The 1,507-nt window shown below is 70.1% G+C and carries 2 protein-coding genes; both read right to left on the bottom strand.

All coding sequences use genetic code 11. The annotated features are described in order from the left end of the window. A partial coding sequence (locus JMF90_RS36680; protein WP_201326305.1) for a DUF485 domain-containing protein occupies positions 1-171 on the bottom strand: 171 nt, incomplete at its 3' end. 95 nt (positions 172-266) lie between these two features. Beyond that, positions 267-1,472 carry a CaiB/BaiF CoA-transferase family protein gene (locus tag JMF90_RS36685; RefSeq protein ID WP_201317021.1) on the bottom strand — a complete coding sequence of 402 codons (1,206 nt, stop codon included), beginning with the start codon at positions 1,470-1,472 and terminating at the stop codon, positions 267-269. Positions 1,473-1,507 lie beyond the last annotated feature (35 nt).

Below are 1,507 nucleotides of genomic sequence, written 5' to 3' on the forward strand. Positions count from 1 at the left end.
GCGGTACAGCGGCGCGGCGAGCACGTGCGGCGCGAGCGCGACGAGCAGGATGAAGCCGTAGTACGTGGCGATCATCAACGCGGTGAGCGTGAAGCTGAAGCGGCGCCGGGCCCGCACGAGCTGCTGGTAGTCGCGGCGCGCCGTGACCGATTCGATGACGGAAAGCTCCATGGTGTCTCCATTTCCGGCTCATCATTGCGAGCGGTGTTTTGTGGAATGGTCGGCGCGCGTCGACTCACCGCCCGCGCCGCGGCGGAACAAGCGATCTACACGACGCGATCCGCCCGCAGCCGCGCGACGTCCTCCGCCGACATCCCGAGCCAGCCGCCGAGCACCGCAGCGGTATCGGCGCCGAGCACCGGCGGCGCACCGCGCACCGGCAGCCTCGCGCCGTCGAAGCGGTACGGCGGCGCGAGCACGTCGACCGCGCCCGCAGCCGGATGCGGCTGCCGCGTGACGAGCCCGGCGCGGGTGGCGCGTTCGGACGTCAGCGCTTCGTGCAATCCGAGCACTTCGCCGCATGGAATGCCCGCGTCGGCGAGCGCCGCCAGCAGCGTCGCGCGCGACCGCCGCGCGAGTTCGCGGCGAATCTCGGGCAGCAGGTCGGCACGATTCTGCGAGCGGCCGAGGTTGGTCTTGTAGCGTTCGTCGGCCGCGAGATCGGGCCGCTCGATCGCGTCGCAAAAGCGCGCGAACTGCGTGTTGTTGCCGACCGTGATCACGAGCGGGCCGTCGGCCGCGTCGAACACGCCGTACGGCACGATCGACGGATGCGCGTTGCCGTAGCGCGGCGGGTCCTCGCCCATCAGCAGCGCGTCGAGCCCGTAGTACGCGGTGATCATCAGCCCGCAATCGAACAGCGCCATCTCGATGCGCCGCCCGCGCCCGGTCGCATGGCGTTCGTACAGCGCGGCGAGGATCGCCTGCGCCGAATACATGCCGGTGAACAGGTCGACCGCCGCGACGCCGAACTTCAGCGGCGGCTGGCCGGCCTCGCCGTTCAGCGCCATCAACCCGGCCTCGCCCTGCACGACGAGGTCGTAGCCGGGCCGCGCGGCCTCGGCGCCCGACCGGTCGTAGCCCGAGATCGCGCAGTGCACGAGGCGCGGATTCAGTTCGGCCAGCGCGTCGTAGCCGAGCCCGAGTTTCTCCGCGCCGCCGCACTTGAAGTTGTGGATCAGCACGTCGGCCTGCGCCGCCAGCTCGCGCGCGATGCGCTGGCCGGCTTCCGTCTGCAGGTCGACGCAGATCGACCGCTTGCTGCGGTTCACGCTGTTGAAATAGGTGGTTTCGGTGTCGCCGATCCGCAATCCCCAGTCGCGCGTATCGTCGCCGCGCGCCGGATGCTCGACCTTGATCACTTCCGCACCGAAATCGGCAAGCACCATCGCACACCACGGGCCGGCGAGCACGCGCGAGAAATCGAGCACCTTCACGCCGGCCAGCGGCAGCGCGCACCGTTCGTTCGTCATCGTTGTCTCCTCCATTCGCGCCGTGCGCCCTTACT

The sequence above is a fragment of the Burkholderia sp. E168m23 genome (assembly GCF_016586125.1).
In the GTDB taxonomy this organism is placed as follows: domain Bacteria; phylum Pseudomonadota; class Gammaproteobacteria; order Burkholderiales; family Burkholderiaceae; genus Burkholderia; species Burkholderia orbicola.

Excerpts from the sequence above, each read along its gene's own strand:
- JMF90_RS36685 (WP_201317021.1), bottom strand. The coding sequence starts at position 1,472 with ATGACGAACGAACGGTGCGCGCTGCCGCTGGCCGGCGTGAAGGTGCTC.